Origin of the sequence: Pseudomonas sp. 86_A, assembly GCF_017491705.1 — a bacterium.
Taxonomy (GTDB): Bacteria; Pseudomonadota; Gammaproteobacteria; order Pseudomonadales; family Pseudomonadaceae; genus Aquipseudomonas; species Aquipseudomonas koreensis.
Genome location: NZ_JAFGYS010000013.1, coordinates 198,005 through 216,690, shown reverse-complemented (window position 1 = coordinate 216,690; position 18,686 = coordinate 198,005). Strand labels below are relative to the sequence as shown.

Below are 18,686 nucleotides of genomic sequence, written 5' to 3'. Positions count from 1 at the left end.
TGGCTCCCACAGGGATTTGTGCACGAAAACAGATCCACTGTGGGAGCCAGCCTGCTGGCGATAGCTATCGAACCTTCAACGCAAAATCCCTAGAGACTCCCGCTCACTTTGCTCGCCACCGCCCCCGGCACCCACGCCTGCCACACCTGCGGCTGATCGCGCAAAAACGCTTCGGCGAGCTGCCGCGGTGGCTGGCGTTTTTCGCTCATTCCGGCCAGCGTGCGGTTCAGCAGATCAATCGGCAAATCGACCTTTTCAAAGAACGTCACCAGCTCCGGGTACTGCGCCTTGAACGGTGCCGACACGCCAATCGCCAGACTCGCCGGCATTGAGCGGGTGCCCTTGGGATTGGGGTTGTTGGCATCGGCCAGGGTCTTCCAGGCTTCGGCATCGAATGGCGGTTCTTCGAGCTTCACCAGTTTGAATCGACCGAGCAGCGGCGTCGGCGACCAGTAGTAGAACAGCACCGGTTTGCCACGCTTGATCGACGACGCGACCTCGGCATCCAGGGCTGCGCCGGAGCCGGTGCGGAAGTTGACGTAGCTGTCGTTCAGCGCGTAGGCCTTGAGCTTCTGGCTGTTGACGATCTCCGAGGTCCAGCCGGTCGGGCTGTTGAGGAAGCGTCCGCGGCTCGGGTCTTCCGGGTCGCGGAACACATCTTTGTAGCGCGGCAGGTCGGCCACCGATTTCAGCTCCGGGGCCAACGGTTTGATCCCGCGTTCGGGGTCGCCCTTGATCACGTATTCCGGCACCCACCAGCCTTCGGTCGCGCCTTTGACCGTATCGCCGAGGCCGAACACCTTGCCTTCAGCGGCGGCTTTGACCCACGCCGGACTGCGCCCGGCCCATTCTTCGCCGATCACCTGGATATCGTTTTTCGCCAGCGCCGCTTCCAGGCTGACGGTGCTGCCCGGCAGCGTATCGGTCGGGTAGCCGTAGCCTTTTTCGACGATCAGGCGCAGCACTTCAGTGATGAAACTGCCGCTCTCCCAAGTGATGTCACCAAAGTGGATCGGCGCGGTTTTCTCCGCCGCCGAAACAGCGCCGACGCTCAGGCTCAGCGCCAGCAGCGAACTGCCGAGCAGGGTTTTGATCGATCTCATGCGGACCTCTTGTCTGTCAGGATTTGATTGGCACTGTGGCGATCGCACAGGGCCTGGGAACGGCTCATGTAAACGCTGACCGACCGTTGCGAGATGCCCAGTTCGGCGGCGATTTGCGGGTAGGTCAGGCCATCGATCCGCGCCAGCAAAAAGGTCGAGCGGACCTTGCCGGGCAGGCGCTGCAGGCTGCGGTCGAGGCGGCTCAGGGTCTGTCTCTGCTGCGTGAGTTCTTCCGGCGACGCGGCACACTCGGCCTCGAACTGCTGCGCATAGCGCCGCGCCAGATCGGCACGCCGCCAATGCTGATAAAGCAGGCGCTGGGCGATGGTGGTGAGCAAGGCGCGGGGCTCGCGGATGGCGCTCAGTGCGGGCGCTTCGAGCAGTTGGGCGAAGGTTTCGCAGGTCAGGTCTTCAGCACTTGCCGTGTCTTGCAGTTGGCGGCGCAGGTAATTGCGCAGCCAGTGGTAGTGGGCGCGGAACAGGCCGTCAACGGTGTGGCGATGGGATGAATCGGCGCCGGACATAGGGGCTCCTGGGTAAGGGGTCGCTGAATGTCCGGTGATCCGGTGGCGCGATCCTAGCAAGGCGCCTTATGCATTAATAATATTTATATTTCATTTTTATATTCCTTTTGGAGATATAAAAGCCAAATATCGCAGCCTTCGACTGCTCCTGCATTGGAATGCGGTCAACCTGTAGGAGCTGCCGAAGGCTGCGATCTTTTAGCGCAAGCGGCCATAGCCCGACTCTTCCGCCTCATGTTGATAGTCGAGCACAATCTGATAATCGCTTTCGCTGGCGACCAGCACCTCAGGCAATCCCAACGTCTGTGCAACATCCGGCAGCTCACGCAACGCCTGATTCATCACCCGGTGCAATTTTTCGATCTGCTCATCAGTGGCAGTAGCGACGGTGATAAAAGGCAAGGTCGGGCTGAACGCGCTGCGCGCCACAACCCGCAATCCACTGACCTCCTGAGGGGCATATTGCGCAAGGTACGCATAGGTCACGCTGTCGATGGCCGCAAGATCGGCGCGATCTTCACGCAGCCAGCGCAGACTCTCACGGTGCGCCCCGCTGATGCCGAGCGTGGCGAAGAACTGCCCGTCGTGCTGCAACGGCGCCAGACGCTGACGCAACAGATTCATGCCGCTGTTGGAGTCGTCACTGTTGATCACCCCACGGCTGCCGCGAAAATCCGCCAGGGTTCGGCGTGCATCGTCTACACGACTGAGGATCAGGCTGCAGTGATTGCCAGCACTGGCGTCAGGCAGTTCGTAGCGGGGCCGCCCGACGATCCGCACCTGACCGCGCAGCAAGGTCATCAGCGGATAGCCGCAGGTTTGCGTGAGCAGTAGATCGGGGGATAACCAGAGTTCGGGCAGCGACAGGCCTTCGGCATTCAGCCGCGAATGGCCGAGGTGTTCGAGGATGCGCGCGATCCACTGCTCGTTGGCCGCGCGGATGGGCTCGGGGGCGGTGTACATCAGGAGTTCGGTGAGGTGTTGGGGCATACCCGGTATCCCTGCAAATCAATAACCCTGTGGGAGCGGCGGTGTTCTTGATATTAGTGAAAGGGGTGCTGCGGACTGTCGATCGGTTTGAACCCGTTCTGCCGCCACAACTGCCCATAGCCCTGCACCAGAAACCCGCCGCTGCGCGCCACCCATTGCGCGCGGCGCATCCGGTAGGCCTTGGGCAAGTCGTACCACGCCAGCCCCGGCAAGTCGTGATGCACCAGATGAAAATTCAGGTTCAGAAACAGCCGGCGCCACGGCCAGCCGGCCTCATTGAGCACGGTGCGCTGCTCCGGTTGTGTGTGCGGGCGGTGTTCATAGTAGGAGCGGATCATCGCAATCGACAGCGCCGGCACACTGATCAGCAGCAGGTAGTGCCAGACCGGCAACACGCTGAAGCGCGCGATAAACCACAGCATCAACAGGGTGAATGCGCCGTGGGTCAGCCACATCCGCCAGGCCTGGCGCTCGCCTTTCTTCAAGCGTTGCCACTCTTCGGCGGCCAGCGCCAGTAACGCCAGCGGTGCGCCAATCGCGAAACGGCCGAGCACGGTTTTGTTCAGCCAGTGCAGGCTGCGCTCGAACAGCGAACTGCCCTGCCAGCGCGACGCGGTCAGGTAACGGCTTTCCGGATCGACACCGGGCACGGTCAGGTCTTCATCGCGGTGATGCAACAGATGGCTGTCACGGTAGAGCGTGTACGGATACCACACCGCAAAGGGCGCGTAGCCGAGCAGTTTGTTGACCCCTGTCCAGCGCGTCGGGTGACCGTGCAGCAACTCGTGCTGCACCGACAGCCACAACACCAGCAGCGGAATCAGCAGCAATGTGCTCACGCCACGGCCGAGCCATTGGCTGTTGAGCAGGATGGCGAACCAGCCGGCGTAGACGCCGATCAACAGCAACCAGGTCGGCCATTCGGTACGGGCCGTGAAACGTTGGCGCAGGGTTTCGATCTGTTGCCGATGATCGGCGTCGAAGTAATGGGACATGGCGTCGCTCGGAACGGAAATCTTCCCCTTCTGTGCAACGAGCCCGCGCAATCTTGCAGATTATTTTTCGCTGAGGCGGGAGCCCGAGAACCGGGCTCCCGAGGGACGTGATCAATGACCGAAAATATCGACCTTCTTGGCCTTCTTCTCTGCACGTTTTTCAATGGCGGTCTTGGCCGGTTTCTTCTTCGCGGCTTTCTTTGAATCCATACCTTTGGACATGATGCGTACTCCACTCACAGGGATGTAGGTTCAGGTATACACCTATCCTGCGACGCCCGTTCTTTTATAATCGGCGCTTTGCCCGCCGCCAGTCCGATCCCATGCCCGATACCCAGTACAGCCAGCTCGACGCGTCTCTATGGCCGTTGATGAACAAGTTTTACCGCAGCCACCAATCGTCGATGAAGGCGGTGCGCGATGCGCAACTGTGGGTGGCACGGCGCGAAGAGATCGTCGCCGCGTTGTGCTTGCGGCCGGTGGCGGGCGGGTATTGGCTGACCGGGTTGTTTGTCGATCCGGGTTGCCGTGAGCAAGGGATTGCGGCGCAGTTGATCGCGGCGGCGGTGCAGGATTTGCAGGAACCGGTGTGGCTGTTCTGCCATCCGGATTTGCGCGGATTCTATGAGCGGCGCGGTTTCAGCTTCGACCCTGCCCTGCCCTACGCGCTGGCCGAGCGGTTGAGCCGGTATGCGCGAAGCAAGCCGATGATTGCGATGGGGCTTGTTTGAAGATCAAAAGATCGCAGCCTGCGGCAGCGCCTGCACCGATCTCTGTAGGCGCTGCTGCAGGCTGCGATCTTTTGATTTTGCTTAATCGTCGGCTGTGGGATCGAGATCCGGGAACATCACTTCGGTAAAGCCGAACTTGCTGAAATCGGTAATGCGCGACGGATACAGACGGCCGATCAGGTGATCGCACTCGTGCTGCACCACCCGTGCATGAAAGCCCGACGCCACGCGCACGATCGGCTCGCCCTTGGGATCGAAGCCTTCGTAGCGAATCTGCTGATAACGATCCACCGCGCCACGCAGGCCGGGCACCGACAGACAGCCTTCGAAGCCCTCTTCGGTCAGCGGACTCAGCGGGGTGATCAGCGGATTGATCAGAATGGTCTGCGGCACCGCTTCGGCGTCGGGGTAGCGTTCACTGTGCTCGAAACCGAAGATCACCAATTGCAGGTCAACGCCGATCTGCGGCGCGGCCAGGCCGACACCGCCGACGCTTTCCATGGTCTGGAACATGTCATCGATCAGTTGCCACAGCTCGGGGCTGTCGAACATTTCCGGCGGTACCGGCGGGGCGATGCGCAGCAGGCGTTCGTCGCCCATTTTGAGGATTTCACGGATCATGATCAGACTTCGTCAGTGTCCGGCTTGAGCGAGTGGTCACGCCCCAGGCCAGAGACATGTTGTTTGGGATGCTCATCGAGTTCGCCGGGGACTTTCTCGCCCTCGTCCTTGCCCTCGCTGGACATGTGTTCGATCACCGCATTCATCTCGGCACCGAGCAGCAGCACCGCCGACGAAATGTAGAAATACAGCAACAGCACGATGATCGCTCCGATGCTGCCATACATCGCGTTGTAGTTGGCGAACGTCTTGACGTAAAACGCAAAACCCAACGAAGCGATGATCCACACCACCACGGCCAGCACCGAGCCGGGGGTGATGAAACGGAATTCCTGTTTGACGTCGGGCATCACGTAGTAGATCAGTGCCACGGCGACCATCATCAGAATCACGATCACCGGCCAACGGGCAATCGTCCAGACGGTGACAATAAAGTCTTCGAGCCCTACCTGCGCAGCAATCCAGCCCATCACCTGCGGCCCAAGCACCATCAGCGCCGCGGCCACCAGCAACATGCCGGCAATGCCGATGGTGTAGAACACCGACAACGGAAAGCGCTTCCAGATCGGCCGGCCTTCGACCACATCGTAAGCGGCGTTCATCGCGCTCATCATCAGGCGCACGCCGGCAGACGCGGTGTACAGGGCGATGACGATACCGACCGAGAGCAGGCCGCCCTTGGACTGCTGCAACTGGTCGATCACCGGGTTGACCTGCTCCAGCGCCTGCGGCGGCAACACCAGTTCCGATTGCAGGCGCAGCCAGGTGAAAAAGTCCGGCAGGTGCAGGAAACCGATCAGGGCGATCAGAAACAGAATGAACGGGAATAGCGAGAACAGCATCTGGTAGGCCAGCGCCGAGGCGTAGGTCGACATCTCGTCGTCGACGAACTCAGTGACCGTGCGCACCATGACCCGGTGCAGGGGCAGACCTTTCATGTCTGGAAAAATCATTCGCGTCTCCTTTCGCCGCAATACAGGTTGAAGTCGTGGCGACTCAGGGGCCGTTTTTACATCACGGTAGCCTACTTGGCGACCTTCGTGGATGAGCGTCGGGTTTTGACACAAAAACGGCCATCCTTGGATGGCCGTTCCTGTGTTTCGTTCAAGGCTGGATTACGCCTTGTCGATGGTCTTCTTCACTGCGTCTTTGGCTTTGCCGACTGCTTGCTGGGCTTCGCCTTTTTTCTCTTGAACCTTGCCTTCGGTCTGCAGCTTGGTGTTGTCGGTGGCTTTACCGACGCCTTGCTTGATGTTGCCGACGGCTTCATTGGCCATGCCTTTTACTTTATCGCCAGTGCTACTCATGGTGTTTCTCCTTGGTGCATTGAAGAGGAAAAGTCAGTACGTAATGATTGACCGGGCGGGTTTGCCACGAGTTTCATTTATTTTTGCCGTTCATTTCGTCGTGCAATGCAGGTTGGGCTTTATGTTTGCCCCGCAAGCCCCGAGAATGCGCACCTATGGGCGCCGTGCGCCAACGATCAGATCCCGCAGGAATGTTATGAAACTCGATAAAAAGCAGGCCATTGCCCGTCGTAACCAGGAACTGGGCGGCGCTGTGCTCGGCACCAACAACTGCCACTTCGCCGAACTGAACCGCAACCGCAACATCTGGTGGTTCGACCTGCCGGTATCGCGCCTGGCCGTCGGTCAGTACGAGTGGATTCACCTGCTGATGCACACCCCGGCCACCGACGAACTGCTGCACCTGAAAGTGCCGACGGTGTTCCTGCGGGAAAAACTCGAAGGCCTGGTGATTCGCAACGAAGGCAAGCGCAAGGCGGCGTTGAGCCTGGAGCTGAGTGCGGACAAGGATTCGTACCTGCAGGACATGCGTCCGGCGGGGACCAACGTGAATTTTGCGCCGTTCCGTCAGTAGGATTTGTACGCTAATCGTTACCACGCAGAGCGTGGGAACGATTAATCAAGAAAGCCCCACCTCACTAACAAAAAGCCCCGCATCTGCGGTAATGCTGCTCACTTAAGAAATTTTCCGTTCAATTGAAACCCGTGGCGAGGGAGCTTGCTCCCGCTGGGTTGCGAAGCGGCCCCAAAAGAGGGACTGCTACGCAGTCCAGCGGGAGCAAGCTCCCTCGCCACAGTCACAGTGTCGGACTTAAGTGAACAGCATTACTCATCTGCGGGGCTTTTTGTTTTACGCGGCGTTCTTCGCCTTGATCTTCTTCAGCTCTTCGTCACGCAACTCGCGGCGCAGGATCTTGCCGACGTTGGTGGTCGGCAGCGCGTCGCGGAACTCCACCGAACGCGGCACCTTGTAACCGGTAACGTTGGCGCGCATGTGCTCCATGACGGTTTCCTTGGTCAGGGTCACGCCTGGCTTGGCGACGATGAAAATCTTGATCGCCTCGCCTGATTTCTCGTCCGGCACGCCGATGGCCGCGCACTGCAACACGCCCGGTAGCGTCGCCAGCACGTCTTCCAGTTCGTTCGGATAAACGTTGAAACCGGAGACCAAAATCATGTCTTTCTTGCGATCGACAATGCGCATGTAGCCATCGGGCTGGATCAGCGCGATGTCACCGGTCTTCAGCCAGCCTTCGCTGTCGAGGATCTCGTCGGTGGCTTCCTGACGCTGCCAGTAGCCCTTCATCACTTGCGGGCCCTTGACGCACAGTTCGCCGATTTCGCCCATCGGCTGCTCGACACCGGCATCGTCGATGACTTTGCACAGAGTCGACGGCACCGGAATGCCGATGGTGCCGATCTGGATGTTCTGGATCGGATTGACCGTCGCCACCGGACTGGTTTCGGTCATGCCGTAACCTTCGCAGATCGAGCAACCAGTCACGGCTTTCCAGCGCTCGGCAGCGGCCAGTTGCAGGGCCATACCGCCGGACAGGGTGACTTTCAGGTTGGAGAAATCCAGCTTGCGGAAACCTTCGTTGTTGCACAGCGCCACGAACAGCGTGTTCAGGCCGACGAAACCGCTGAACTTCCACTTCGACAGTTCCTTGACCATCGCCGGCAGGTCACGCGGGTTGCTGATCAGGATGTTGTGGTTGCCGATCAACATCATCGCCATGCAATGAAAGGTGAACGCATAGATGTGGTACAGCGGCAGCGGCGTGATCAGAATCTCGCAGCCTTCGTTGAGGTTGGAGCCCATCAACGCCTTGCACTGCAGCATGTTGGCGACGAGGTTGCGATGGGTGAGCATCGCGCCCTTGGCCACGCCGGTGGTGCCGCCGGTGTATTGCAGCACCGCGACATCACTGCTGTGCGGATTGGCTTCGGCCACAGGCTGGCCCTGGCCCTTGCTCAGCACGTCGTTGAACTTGACGGCTTTGGGCAGGTGATAAGCCGGCACCATCTTCTTCACGTACTTGATCACGCTGTTGATCAGCAAGCGCTTGACCGGCGGCAGCAGGTCGGCCACTTCGGTGACGATGACGTGCTTGACCCCGGTTTTCGGCACCACGGCTTCCGCCAGGTGCGCCATGTTGGCCAGGCAAACCAGGGCTTTGGCGCCGGAGTCGTTGAATTGGTGTTCCATTTCCCGCGCGGTGTACAGCGGGTTGGTGTTGACCACGATCAGCCCGGCGCGGATCGCACCGAAGACGGCGACCGGGTACTGCAGGACGTTGGGCAGTTGCACGGCGATTCGATCACCGGGCTGCAAGTCGGTATGCTGTTGCAGATACGCGGCAAATGCACCGGACAATTCGTACAGTTCACCGTAGGTGATTGTTTTGCCCAGGTTGCTGAAAGCCGGTTTGTTGGCGAAGCGTTGGCAAGATTGCTTCAACACTGCCTGAATATTCGGGTACTCGTCTGGATTGATGTCGGCAGCAATTCCAGCCGGGTATTTATCCTTCCAAAAGTCTTCGATCATGGAAGCCCACTCCTCAGCAACGCGAATTCTTCACCGCATTTGATGCGATTATTATTGGTGTGTGTTTTGTATTGGTGAATCTGGCTTTTATACAGGCCGAGAAGTCACAAAGCGCGCCGAGAGTAGCAGCTTTGCCAAGGGCCGACTAGAGCCAAAAGCGGCCTCCATGGTCACTTTAGTGACTCAAGACTTGCCAGCAGTCATTTTAGAGCAAAAATCCTATACCACCCTGAAAGCCTTGATTTCCCGGGCCTTGAACGCAAAAGATCGCGGCCTTCGGCAGCTCCTACATTGGAACCCATTTCCTGTAGGAGCTGCCGCAGGCTGCGATCTTTTCGCTTCCGGGTTTCTACGCGATATCCCGCAACTCGCGCCGCAGAATCTTCCCGACCGGCGTCATCGGCAACGACTCGCGCAGCACGATGTGCTTCGGCACTTTATAGGCGGTGAAATTCTCTTTGCAGTACGCCTTGAGCTCCTCAAGGCTGACCCCGGTTTCCCGCGCCACGACGAACAGCTTCACCGCCTCGCCCGAACGCTCGTCCGGCACGCCGATCACCGCGCAGTTGGCGACTTTCGGGTGTGCCATGACCACGTCCTCGATCTCGTTGGGGTAAACGTTGAAACCGGAGACGATGATCATGTCCTTCTTGCGATCGACGATGCGCACGAAACCGTCCGGGTCGATCACAGCAATGTCACCGGACTTGAACCAGCCCTCGGCATCCAGCACTTCGGCGGTGGCTTCGGGCTTTTGCCAGTAGCCTTTCATGATCTGCGGGCCTTTGATGCACAGTTCACCGCGCTCGCCCATCGGCTGCTCGACGCCCTCGTCATCGATGACTTTGAGCAGCGTACCCGGCACCGGCAGGCCGACGGTGCCCAGGCGCGACTGGTCGCCATACGGGTTGGTGCAGGCCACCGGCGAGGTTTCGGTCAGGCCGTAACCTTCGGTGATGCGGCAACCGGTGAGCTGCTCCCAGCGCTCGGCGGTGGCCTTGACCAACGCAGTACCACCGGAGTTGGTCAGCTTGAGGCTGGAGAAATCCAGGGTCTTGAAGTCCGGGTGATCCATCAGTGCGACGAACAGGGTGTTGAGCCCGAGCAGCGCCGAGAAGCGCCAGTTCTTCAGTTCCTTGATGAAGCCTGCGATGTCCCGCGGGTTGGTGATCAGCACGTTGTGGTTGCCGGAGACCATCATGCACATGCAGTTCGCGGTGAAGGCATAGATGTGGTACAGCGGCAGCGGCGCCACCATCACTTCCTGCCCTTCGCGCAACAGTGGCTGACCGTCAGGCCCCAACTGCGCGAGACACGCGCGCACCTGCTGCATGTTCGCCACGAGGTTGCCATGGGTCAGCATCGCGCCCTTGGCCAGCCCTGTGGTGCCACCGGTGTATTGCAACACGGCGATGTCGTCGAGGCCGACCTTCAGCGGCTTGATGCCCAGACCGCGGCCCATGCGCAGCGCAGTCTTGAACGAGATCGCCTGCGGCAGCGAGTACGCCGGGACCATTTTCTTCACTTTGCTGACCACGGTGTTGACCAGCCAGCCCTTGGCGGTGGGCATCAAGTCGCCCATCTTCGCTTCGATCAGGTATTGCAGGTCCGTGTCGGGCAGCACTTCCTGGACCTTCTGCCCGAACATGTTCAGGTACACCAGCGCCCGGGCACCGGAATCCTTGAACTGGTGGCGCATCTCGCGCGCGGTGTACAACGGGTTGGTGTTGACCACGATCAGCCCGGCGCGCAAGGCGCCGAACACGGCAATCGGATATTGCAGGACATTGGGCATCTGCACCGCGATGCGATCCCCCGGCACCAGATCGGTGTGGGCTTGCAGGTAACCGGCGAACGCCGCGCTGTAGCGCTCCAGTTCGGCGTAGGTCAGGGTCACGCCCATGTTGCTGAACGCCGGACGGTCCGCGAACTTCTTGCAGGAACGCTCAAACACCTCGATCACCGACTTGAACTCGCCCATGTCGATGTCCAGCGGTACCCCGGCGGGGCGTTTGTCATTCCAGAAATCAGGTTGCATTGTTCTTGTCCTCTTTACCTGAATCGATCCGGGAGCCGCTTTTCTGTCATTTCTGAATAGCGGAGCTTCACGGACACTAGCAGCTATGCCCAATCAGGCAAATACACACAATGTTGTAATTGATTACATGAATCTTCCTGCCGTGGCGTGGGCGAATAGGACGCGCTATACAATGCAACGATTCGGAGCAAATGCCGCTCAATGAAAAGGAACCGCCATGATCCACCACACCTTCTGGCTGGACGCGAGTGACCGCAGCCGCCTGTTCGTCAACCAGTGGCTGCCCGTCGCGCCCTTGAGAGCGCTGATCCTGCTGGCCCACGGCATGGCCGAACACAGCGCGCGTTACGAGCGACTGGCGCAAGCGTTGTGCGCACACGGTTATGGCGTGTACGCCCCGGACCTGCGCGGCCATGGCAAAACCGCCGAACACGGGACCCTGGGGCATTTCGCCGATGACGATGGCTGGTGCAAGGTGGTGGGCGATCTGGCCAGCCTCAATCAACGCATCGGCCAGCAGCATCCCGGCGTGCCGATCATCCTGCTCGGGCACAGCATGGGCAGCTACCTCGCCCAGGGCTATCTGCTGCATCACAGCGCCAGCCTGCACGGGGCGATTCTCAGCGGTTCGAATTTTCAGCCCGTGGCGCTTTACGGCGCGGCGCGGCAGATCGCCCGTTTCGAGAAACTGCGCCAGGGTGGCACGGGCCGCAGTGCGTTGATCGAGTGGCTGTCGTTCGGCTCGTTCAACAACAAATTCAAACCGGTACGGACAGCGTTCGACTGGCTGAGCCGCGACCCGGTCGAGGTCGATCGGTACGCCAGCGACCCGCTCTGCGGCTTTCGCTGCACCAATCAATTGTGGATCGATCTGCTCGGTGGCTTGCAGCAGATCAGTAAAGCGTCCAATCTCGCGCAGATCGACCCGGGCCTGCCGCTGCTGGTGATCGGCGGTGAATGTGATCCGGTGAGCGAAGGCAAGCGTCTGACAGATCTGGCCAATGCGTTGCGCGCGGCCGGCAGCCAGAACCTGCAACTGAAGATCTACCCGCAGGCGCGGCACGAATTGTTCAATGAAACCAATCGCGATGAAGTGATTGCCGATGTGCTGACCTGGATCGACCAGGCGCTGAGCCATCGTCGCCCTCATCGCAGCGAATAATGTTTTGTGGATTCACTTTAATCCGTCACAGGAATCAAGACCGATGACCCAGGTTACCAACATCCCTTACGAAGCCCTCGAAGTCGGCCAGACCGCCAGCTACAGCAAGACTGTCGAAGAGCGCGACATTCAGCTGTTCGCCGCGATGTCGGGCGACCACAACCCGGTGCACCTGGACGCCGAGTTCGCGGCCGCCAGCATGTTCAAGGAACGCATCGCCCACGGCATGTTCAGCGGTGCACTGATCAGCGCTGCGGTTGCCTGCGAGCTGCCTGGCCCGGGCACCATCTACATCGGCCAGCAGATGAGCTTTCAGAAGCCGGTGAAGATTGGCGACACCCTGACCGTGCGCCTGGAAATTCTTGAGAAGCTGCCGAAGTTTCGCGTACGCATCGCCACTCGCGTGTTCAACCAGCGTGATGAGTTGGTAGTGGATGGCGAGGCTGAAATTCTGGCACCGCGTAAACAGCAGACGGTGACGTTGCCGACTTTGCCAGCCATCAGCATCGGCTGATTGTTTTGTTGTTTCTCGGTAAGAGCTTTCCCCTCTCCCTCCGGGAGAGGGCTTGGGTGAGGGGCTTCTGCTTTTTCCAGGCACAAAAAAACGCCAGACTAGCTGGCGTTTTTTGTGACCGGCGAACGCTTACGAGTTTGCACGAGCCTGGTTACGCAGGGCTTTCACCTGGTCGTGATTGCGTTGTACGCCGTGGTATTGGCGTTCAACCAGGTCACGAATACCCACCAGGTTGTGCTTGGTGATTTTCTCGAGAGCTTCTTTGTAGGCCTTCAGTGCGTGGTCTTCACCGCGCTCGGCTTCGTTCAGCACAGCCTCTTCGTCCTTGCCGGTGAACATGGCTTTGACGTCGACCCAGCGACGGTGCAGGTCACCGCTGACGCTGGTCGAGGTTTCCGGATCACCGCCCAGTTTACGCACTTCAGCCTGCAGTTCAGCGGCGGCGGTTGCGCAATCGGCAGAACGGGTCACAAACAGGGTTTTGAGTTCTGGATGCTTGATGTCTTCAGCGCAAGTCTTGAACCCTTCCTGGCCGTCCTTGCAGGTTTCGATCAGGTCGTTGAGTACAGAGATGGCTTCTTTATTGATATCAGTCATTTTTTCAATTCCTTGCGGTTGGTTGAAGATGCAAGGGTTATTGCAGTGTGCGTGCCAGCTTTTCAAAAAGATTATTTTCTTTATTTTTCAATAACTTAAAAATAAATGAACCATCTGTATCACGGTTATTTGCATGATCTGTCATTTGGCCTGCATGCAGAATGCCTGTATTTTCCAGCGTGATTAGAATCCAGATGATTGCCACTGATGAATCCTGAAAAACTCGAACTGCTGATCACCCGTGAAATGCCCTTCGGCAAGTACAAGGGCCGGATCATTGCCGATCTGCCGGGGCCATACCTGAACTGGTTCGCCCGCGAAGGTTTCCCTCACGGCGAACTCGGCGGACTGCTGGCGCTGATGCAGGAAATCGAACATAACGGCCTGTCGGACCTGCTTGAACCGCTACGCGCCAAACACGGCAAACCTGCCCCGCGCCACTGAAGCGCCCTCCTCCCTGAGCCGAATCGATCATGCCTGACAACACCCGCCGTGCCCGTGACGAAGCGTTCTGGCAAACCTTCGCCGATCGCTACGAGGCCCAGACCGGACCGCTGAACCTGGAGAACGGTTACTTCGGGCGCATGTCGCGCACGGTGATCGAGGACTACCAGCGCAACATCGAGCTGATCAACACCAGCAACTCGGTGTATGTGCGCCAGCGATTCGAACAGCACGACAGCCTGGAGATCCGTGCGCAACTGGCCGAGATGATCGGCGTGCGCGCACAGAGCGTGGCCTTCACCCGCAATGCCACGGATGCCCTGCAGTCGCTGATCCGCAACTACAATCGCCTGCTGCCCAACGACCAGGTGCTGATCAGTGATCTGGAATACGACACGGTCAAAGGCGCCATGCGCTGGCTGTCGCGGCATCGCGGCGTGGACGTGATCGAGATCAACCACACTCATCCGGCGAGCTTCGACAGCCTGCTGGACACTTACCGCGAAACCTTCATCCGCTACCCGAAAATCAAGCTGATGGCCCTGACCCATGTGACCCACCGCAGCGGGCTGGTGATGCCGGTACAGGCGATTGCCGCGCTGGCGAAGCAACATGGTGTAGACATTATTCTCGATGGCGCCCACGCCCTCGGCCAGATCGAGTTCAACCTCGAAGCAATGGGCATCGCCTTCGCCGGCTTCAACCTGCACAAGTGGATCGGCGCGCCGCTGACTTTGGGCTTTCTGTACATCGCGCCGCAGCGTCTGGCCGACATCGATCCGGACATGGGCGAAATGCACTTCCCTGCCAACGATATCCGCGCACGCACGCCGTACAGCACGCCGAACATTCCAGCCCTGATGTCCCTGCCGCTGGTGTTCGAGGAGCACCGCTCGCTCGGCGGCGCCGCGGCCAAAGGCGCACGGCTCAACTATTTGCGTAACCTGTGGGTCAGCGCGGTGCGGCACCTGCCGGGGATCGAAGTCATGACCCCGGACGATCCACGCCTGTATTGCGGCATCACCTCGATGCGCTTTACCCGCCACGCCGATCAACAGGCGATGGTCGAGCGCCTGCTCAACGACTACAACCTGTTTACGGTGGTGCGCAACGGTGCGGCGAGCGGGCCGAGCATCCGTATCACGCCGGGGCTGACCACCACCGCCGCCGACATGCAGACGCTGACCCGCGCGCTCAACGAGCTGCGCTGATCCGTTCACACGGTGTATTTGTCGAAGTCCTCGGGCTTGATCTGCGATGAGGCCGCGAAGGTGTCTATGCCGATGGTCAGGTGGCCGAAATAACCGTCCTCGTGAGATTCACGGCCGATCGGCCACACGGTCAGCGTCGAGCCATCGCCGCCCATGTTCGTGAAATAGCTGTCTTCGGCGTTGTTCAGTGGCGTCGAAGCCCGCCCGCGGTAGTCCCGGGCGCTGAGTACCGAGCGCGAAACGACTTCAGGGAAATACAACTGGCCGACCCAGGCCACGTTGCGCTCCTCCAGATACTCACTGCCGGCAACGATGCGCACCGCGACATGAATGTGCAGCGCTCGACCGGCGTAGAACCCTGGATAAATCGTGGTAAATCGTGCCCGCCCCTGCTGATCGCAGAACTGGCTGCCGCGCAGGTAGGTGTCGTCGTCGGTGCGCGGGATCGAGCCGATGGCCTCGGCATCGACTTCAAGATCGGGGTTGACCCGGCTCCAACCCGAATAGGCGCCACGTGCGTTGCAGTGCCAGATATCCACCAGCGCCCCGCTCACCGGCTCGCCGGTCATGGCGTCGACGATGGTCAGGCGCAACAGCAAGGGCAGGCCTTCGGCACCTTCGCTGATGTTGCGCCTGAGCAGCTTGGGATTGCGAAAATACGGCCCGGCGATTTGCTCCGGGGCCAGTTGATACACCGGCTTGGGTGATGCGGCTGAAGTCTCTCGTTCCATGACACGTTCTCTCTTCCATAAGATGAACGCAGATTAACGACGCGCGAGCGCTTCGGTGCGGTAACTATGTATCGCGCCATTTCCCACGGCTTTTTCCAGGCAAAAAAAAACGGTGCACCGACCAAGCGCACCGTAAAGCCGTAGAACACACAACGAAGTGTCAGGTAAAGCGTTTAGTCCAGCAGTGCCAGGGCCTCGGCGGTGCATTCCTGAATGCGCGCCCAGTCGCCGTTCTTGATCCACTCAGGATCGAGCATCCAGCTGCCGCCCACGCACATGACGTTTTTCAGCGCCATGTAGCTCTTGATGTTGGCCGGGCCGACGCCGCCGGTCGGGCAGAATTTCACTTCGCCGAACGGGCCGCCGAGGGCTTTGATGGCTGCGACGCCACCACTGACTTCAGCCGGGAACAGCTTGAAGCGGCGATAGCCCAGGCCATAGCCTTCCATGATGCCGGAGGCGTTGCTGATGCCCGGCAACAGCGGAATCGGGCTGTCGACACTGGCTTCGAGCAGGTCACGGGTGATGCCCGGGGTGACGATGAATTGCGAACCCGCCGCTTCGGCCGCCGCGAGCATGTTGCGATCGAGCACAGTGCCGGCACCGGTCACCAGTTCCGGACGCTGCTCGCGCAGAATCTGGATCGCCTTGAGACCGAACTGCGAACGCAGGGTCACTTCCAGCGCTGTCAGGCCACCGGCAGCCAGAGCGTCGGCCAGCGGCAGCACGTCCTGTTCGCGAGCGATGGTGATCACCGGCAGGATCCGCGCCTTGGCGCAGAGGCTGTCGATCAGGGCAACTTTGTCCGCCATGGAAACGGTCGGGGATGGGGTTGTCATAGCGGCTGTTCCTTGGCTCATGGGCACCAGTAAATCTCTAACGTAGGTTGCAGAAACGCGCGAACCGGCATGGCCGCGACGTCGTCGGATGCCAGTGCGGCATTCAGGGTGGTCAGTTTCGATTGACCGGAAATCGACAGAATCTTGTGCTTCGCCGACGCCAGCAGCGCACGGCTCATGGTCAGGCGCTGACGCGGCACACTTGGCGCCAGCATCGGCCAGCAGCGACGGCTGCCGTCCGCCTGCAAGGCTTCAGTCAGGTTCGGGCTATCGGGGAACAGCGACGCGGTGTGACCGTCATCGCCCATGCCCAGCACCAGCACATCAATCGGCGGCAATTCGGCCAGCAAACGGTCGGCTTGTTCGGCAGCCTGCTCGACGTTGGCCGCCGCGCTATAGAGGCTGAGAAACTGCGCCTCGGCGGCCGGGCCCTTGAGCAGATGTTGCTTGAGCAGGCCGGCGTTGCTGTCGGCGTGTTCAACCGGCACCCAGCGCTCGTCGGCGAGGGTCACGACGACCTTCGACCAGTCCAGCGCCTGCTTGGCCAGATGCTGGAAAAACGCCACCGGGCTGCGACCACCGGACACCACCAGCACTGCGTTGCCGCGTGCCGCAATGGCATCAGTCAGTTGCTTGGCCACGTTCAGTGCCAGACCTTCGGCCAACAGCACCGGGCTCTTGAATTCGTGGGCGTTCACGCCCGCAGGCAGTTTCACATCAGATATCGCCATACCACGACCTCCCGTCCCGCGTGATCAATGCAATGGAGCTCATCGGCCCCCACGACCCGGCCGCATACGGCTTGGGCGCGTCACCGGATTTTTTCCACCCGGCGATCAGCTGGTCACACCACTTCCACGCGGCTTCGATTTCATCTTTACGGACAAACAGGTTCTGATTGCCGTTCATCACTTCCAGCAACAACCGCTCGTAGGCGTCGGGGATCCGCGCGCTGCGCCAGGTGTCGGAGAAATTCAGTTGCAGCGGACCGCTGCGCAGTTGCATGCCTTTGTCCAGACCTTGTTCCTTGGTCATCACGCGCAAGGAAATGCCTTCGTCCGGTTGCAGACGGATGATCAGTTTGTTGCTGATCTGCAGGCGTTGCTCCGGCGCAAAAATGTAGTGCGACGGTTCCTTGAAGTGGATGACGATCTGCGACAGTTTCTGCGGCATGCGCTTGCCGGTCCGCAGGTAGAACGGCACACCAGCCCAGCGCCAGTTGCGGATATCGGCCCGCAGGGCGACGAAGGTTTCGGTGTCGCTCTGGGTGTTGGAATTGGGTTCTTCCAGGTAGCCCGGGACGGACTTGCCTTCGCTGTGACCGGCGATGTACTGGCCGCGCACCACTTGCGTGGTCAGGCCTTCCGGACTGATCGGCGCCAGGGCCTTGAGCACTTTCACCTTTTCGTCACGGATGCTGTCGGCGGACAGGTCGGCCGGCGGGTCCATGGCGATCAGGCACAGGAGCTGCAGCAGGTGGTTCTGGATCATGTCGCGCAGTTGGCCGGCCTTGTCGAAGTAGCCCCAACGGCCTTCGATGCCGACCTTCTCGGCCACGGTGATTTCCACGTGGGAGATGTAATTCTGGTTCCACTGGGTTTCGAACAGGCTGTTGGCGAAACGCAGGGCGATCAGGTTCTGGACGGTCTCTTTGCCCAGGTAGTGGTCGATGCGGTAGGTGCGATTCTCCGGGAAGAATTGCGCCACGGCGTCGTTCACTTTGCGCGAGGATTCCAGATCGGAACCGATCGGCTTTTCCAGGACTACGCGGGTGTTTTCTGCCAGGCCGACTTTCGCCAGGTTCTCGCAGATCGCGCCGTACACCGCCGCCGGGGTGGCGAAGTAGGCAATCATGCGTTGCGCAGTGCCGGCAGCTTCGGCCAGCGCTACATAATCTTCAGCCTTGAGGAAGTCGACGTGCAGGTAGCTCAGGCGCGCGAGAAAGCGCTCGGCCACGGCTTCGTCCAGCTCTTTGCCAACGTAACGGCGCAATTCGGCGGCGATGAACGCCAGGTGCTGCTGCTCGGAGCCGGGTTCACGGGCCAGCGCGATGATGCGCGTGTCTTCGTGCAACAGGTCGGCGCCATCGAGGTGATAAAGGGCAGGAAACAGCTTGCGCAGGGCCAGATCGCCGAGAGCGCCGAACAAGGCAAAGGTGCACGGTTCAACCGTAATCGAAGGCATGATGTTTGTTCTTTTATCAAGTTAAGCTACAAATACCTTTTTTCAAGGCATCACTCAAGGGAAAATGTAGTAATAACTACAACATTTTCGCAAAATACAGATTCCGAGTGGTGGTCGGTCGGAGCCATCAGTAGGATAGGCCACCGT

General features: G+C 59.8%; 21 protein-coding genes. 6 read left to right on the top strand and 15 right to left on the bottom strand.

Features of this window, described 5'->3' with window-relative positions; all coding sequences use genetic code 11:
• Positions 1-89: 89 nt before the first annotated feature.
• From J5M57_RS20860 to J5M57_RS20845, 4 genes are all read right to left on the bottom strand, one after another.
• Positions 90-1,103, bottom strand: coding sequence for an ABC transporter substrate-binding protein (locus tag J5M57_RS20860; RefSeq protein WP_207850064.1), 1,014 nt, complete (start codon positions 1,101-1,103; stop codon positions 90-92).
• Positions 1,100-1,627, bottom strand: coding sequence for a sigma-70 family RNA polymerase sigma factor (locus tag J5M57_RS20855; RefSeq protein WP_207850063.1), 528 nt, complete (start codon positions 1,625-1,627; stop codon positions 1,100-1,102). The genes J5M57_RS20860 and J5M57_RS20855 overlap by 4 nt, the downstream gene beginning before the upstream one ends.
• A 198-nt stretch (positions 1,628-1,825) precedes the next feature.
• A complete protein-coding gene (locus tag J5M57_RS20850) occupies positions 1,826-2,617 on the bottom strand; it encodes a PhnD/SsuA/transferrin family substrate-binding protein (protein ID WP_207850062.1) in 792 nt (263 codons plus the stop codon).
• A 53-nt stretch (positions 2,618-2,670) separates the two neighbouring features.
• Complete coding sequence (locus J5M57_RS20845; protein WP_207850061.1) at positions 2,671-3,612, bottom strand: fatty acid desaturase; 942 nt, start codon at positions 3,610-3,612, stop codon at positions 2,671-2,673.
• A gap of 323 nt (positions 3,613-3,935) precedes the next feature.
• On the opposite strand from J5M57_RS20845, the gene J5M57_RS20840 reads away from it, so the two are divergent.
• A complete protein-coding gene (locus J5M57_RS20840; RefSeq protein WP_169842239.1) occupies positions 3,936-4,343 on the top strand; it encodes a GNAT family N-acetyltransferase in 408 nt (135 codons plus the stop codon).
• A gap of 81 nt (positions 4,344-4,424) precedes the next feature.
• Here the strand turns inward: J5M57_RS20840 and def are convergent, their stop codons facing one another.
• The 3 genes from def to J5M57_RS20825 all read right to left on the bottom strand — a co-directional run bounded on the left by def (position 4,425) and on the right by J5M57_RS20825 (position 6,271).
• Positions 4,425-4,964 (bottom strand): peptide deformylase, encoded by a 540-nt coding sequence (gene def, locus J5M57_RS20835; protein WP_003227403.1) that lies wholly within the window; start codon positions 4,962-4,964, stop codon positions 4,425-4,427.
• A 2-nt stretch (positions 4,965-4,966) separates the two neighbouring features.
• A complete protein-coding gene (locus J5M57_RS20830) occupies positions 4,967-5,917 on the bottom strand; it encodes a YihY/virulence factor BrkB family protein (RefSeq protein WP_064588868.1) in 951 nt (316 codons plus the stop codon).
• A gap of 162 nt (positions 5,918-6,079) precedes the next feature.
• A complete protein-coding gene (locus J5M57_RS20825) occupies positions 6,080-6,271 on the bottom strand; it encodes a CsbD family protein (RefSeq protein ID WP_064588869.1) in 192 nt (63 codons plus the stop codon).
• Between the two features lie 196 nt (positions 6,272-6,467).
• Here J5M57_RS20825 and J5M57_RS20820 point away from each other — a divergent pair, with 196 nt between their 5' ends.
• Positions 6,468-6,845: a hypothetical protein gene (locus tag J5M57_RS20820; RefSeq protein WP_041068691.1), complete on the top strand. Its 378-nt coding sequence runs from the start codon at positions 6,468-6,470 to the stop codon at positions 6,843-6,845.
• A 276-nt stretch (positions 6,846-7,121) separates the two neighbouring features.
• Here the strand turns inward: J5M57_RS20820 and fadD1 are convergent, their stop codons facing one another.
• Positions 7,122-8,819: a long-chain-fatty-acid--CoA ligase FadD1 gene (gene fadD1, locus J5M57_RS20815; protein ID WP_064588870.1), complete on the bottom strand. Its 1,698-nt coding sequence runs from the start codon at positions 8,817-8,819 to the stop codon at positions 7,122-7,124.
• Between the two features lie 349 nt (positions 8,820-9,168).
• Complete coding sequence (fadD2, locus tag J5M57_RS20810; RefSeq protein WP_207850060.1) at positions 9,169-10,857, bottom strand: long-chain-fatty-acid--CoA ligase; 1,689 nt, start codon at positions 10,855-10,857, stop codon at positions 9,169-9,171.
• 217 nt (positions 10,858-11,074) lie between these two features.
• Here fadD2 and J5M57_RS20805 point away from each other — a divergent pair, with 217 nt between their 5' ends.
• Together J5M57_RS20805 and J5M57_RS20800 are read left to right on the top strand one after the other, a co-directional pair.
• Positions 11,075-12,019, top strand: coding sequence for an alpha/beta hydrolase (locus J5M57_RS20805; protein ID WP_207850059.1), 945 nt, complete (start codon positions 11,075-11,077; stop codon positions 12,017-12,019).
• Positions 12,020-12,062: 43 nt separating this feature from the next.
• Positions 12,063-12,533 carry a MaoC family dehydratase gene (locus J5M57_RS20800; protein WP_003227420.1) on the top strand — a complete coding sequence of 157 codons (471 nt, stop codon included), beginning with the start codon at positions 12,063-12,065 and terminating at the stop codon, positions 12,531-12,533.
• Positions 12,534-12,662: 129 nt separating this feature from the next.
• On the opposite strand, the gene J5M57_RS20795 is transcribed toward J5M57_RS20800, so the two are convergent.
• Positions 12,663-13,130: a PA2169 family four-helix-bundle protein gene (locus J5M57_RS20795; RefSeq protein WP_169842243.1), complete on the bottom strand. Its 468-nt coding sequence runs from the start codon at positions 13,128-13,130 to the stop codon at positions 12,663-12,665.
• A gap of 37 nt (positions 13,131-13,167) precedes the next feature.
• Positions 13,168-13,335 (bottom strand): hypothetical protein, encoded by a 168-nt coding sequence (locus J5M57_RS20790; RefSeq protein WP_207850058.1) that lies wholly within the window; start codon positions 13,333-13,335, stop codon positions 13,168-13,170.
• A gap of 2 nt (positions 13,336-13,337) precedes the next feature.
• Between J5M57_RS20790 and J5M57_RS20785 the strand changes: the two genes are divergently transcribed.
• Positions 13,338-13,574 (top strand): DUF3820 family protein, encoded by a 237-nt coding sequence (locus J5M57_RS20785; RefSeq protein ID WP_207850057.1) that lies wholly within the window; start codon positions 13,338-13,340, stop codon positions 13,572-13,574.
• A 29-nt stretch (positions 13,575-13,603) separates the two neighbouring features.
• Positions 13,604-14,785 carry an aminotransferase class V-fold PLP-dependent enzyme gene (locus J5M57_RS20780; RefSeq protein WP_064588874.1) on the top strand — a complete coding sequence of 394 codons (1,182 nt, stop codon included), beginning with the start codon at positions 13,604-13,606 and terminating at the stop codon, positions 14,783-14,785.
• 5 nt (positions 14,786-14,790) lie between these two features.
• On the opposite strand, the gene J5M57_RS20775 is transcribed toward J5M57_RS20780, so the two are convergent.
• The 4 genes from J5M57_RS20775 to zwf all read right to left on the bottom strand — a co-directional run bounded on the left by J5M57_RS20775 (position 14,791) and on the right by zwf (position 18,539).
• A complete protein-coding gene (locus J5M57_RS20775) occupies positions 14,791-15,516 on the bottom strand; it encodes an intradiol ring-cleavage dioxygenase (protein WP_207850056.1) in 726 nt (241 codons plus the stop codon).
• A 173-nt stretch (positions 15,517-15,689) separates the two neighbouring features.
• Positions 15,690-16,355 carry a bifunctional 4-hydroxy-2-oxoglutarate aldolase/2-dehydro-3-deoxy-phosphogluconate aldolase gene (locus J5M57_RS20770; protein ID WP_007969324.1) on the bottom strand — a complete coding sequence of 222 codons (666 nt, stop codon included), beginning with the start codon at positions 16,353-16,355 and terminating at the stop codon, positions 15,690-15,692.
• A 17-nt stretch (positions 16,356-16,372) separates the two neighbouring features.
• Entirely contained in the window at positions 16,373-17,086 is a 714-nt protein-coding gene (gene pgl, locus J5M57_RS20765; protein WP_207850055.1) for a 6-phosphogluconolactonase, read from the bottom strand.
• Positions 17,073-18,539 (bottom strand): glucose-6-phosphate dehydrogenase, encoded by a 1,467-nt coding sequence (zwf, locus tag J5M57_RS20760; protein ID WP_007969322.1) that lies wholly within the window; start codon positions 18,537-18,539, stop codon positions 17,073-17,075. The genes pgl and zwf overlap by 14 nt, the downstream gene beginning before the upstream one ends.
• Between the last annotated feature and the right edge of the window lie 147 nt (positions 18,540-18,686).